This window comes from Paenibacillus sp. GM1FR (assembly GCF_002803315.1).
Classification (GTDB): domain Bacteria; phylum Bacillota; class Bacilli; order Paenibacillales; family Paenibacillaceae; genus Paenibacillus; species Paenibacillus amylolyticus.
The window spans coordinates 1-1,093 of sequence record NZ_MKZL01000050.1; the positions used below are offsets into that span (position 1 = coordinate 1).

General features: G+C 57.8%; 1 protein-coding gene. It reads left to right on the top strand.

Annotated elements, in window-relative coordinates; all coding sequences use genetic code 11:
* Positions 1–1,093, top strand: a 1,093-nt coding sequence (locus PAEAM_RS24200) for a hypothetical protein (protein ID WP_207765601.1), incomplete at both ends; no start/stop codon positions are given.

The window sequence follows — 1,093 nt, forward strand, 5'->3', positions numbered from 1 at the left end:
GTAACCGGCGCGACTGGAACTACGGGTACAACAGGAACGACTGGAGCCACTGGGATCACAGGTGTGACTGGAGCAACAGGAACCACGGGTATTACAGGAGAGACGGGTGTAGCAGGCGTTACAGGCACGACAGGTGTAACGGGACCGACCGGAGCAACTGGGGCTACAGGGCTCACAGGTGTATCAGGAGCCACAGGCACAACAGGAGTTACGGGTATCACAGGTGTGACCGGTACTACAGGAACTACAGGTGCAACGGGCACCACCGGAAGTACCGGCACAACAGGAGTAACTGGACTTAATGGGGTTACAGGTAATACAGGATTTACTGGAACGACGGGAGCAACTGGTGCCACAGGAGAGACGGGTCTAACAGGGGTCACAGGTACGACTGGTGTGACGGGGCCCACCGGGGCTACTGGAGCCACTGGCATAACTGGCATAACTGGTACAACTGGCGTTACGGGTACAACAGGAACGACTGGGGCGACCGGATCTACGGGAGTTACTGGCGTTACCGGCACGACAGGTACAACCGGAGCCACAGGTACGACTGGTGCTACAGGGGCAACCGGTCCAACGGGTATTACTGGTGAAACAGGATCCACCGGCACGACCGGCGTAACTGGCATTACGGGTGTGACTGGAGCTACTGGAATTACAGGTACCACCGGCACAACTGGCCAAACTGGAGAGACGGGTGTAACAGGGGTCACAGGTACGACTGGTGTGATGGGACCCACCGGGGCTACTGGAGCAACGGGAACTACGGGAGTTACTGGTGTAACCGGCGCGACTGGAGCCACTGGCGTAACTGGTGTTACGGGTGCAACAGGCGTTACCGGCACGACAGGTACAACAGGACCAACCGGAGCCATTGGTGCGACTGGCATAACCGGAGTTACAGGTACGACTGGTGCTACAGGGGCAACCGGTCCAACGGGTATTACTGGTGAAACAGGATCCACCGGCACTACCGGCGTAACTGGCATTACGGGTGTGACTGGAGCTACTGGAATTACAGGTACCACCGGCACAACTGGCCAAACTGGAGAGACGGGTGTAACAGGGGTCACAGGTACGACTGGTGTGA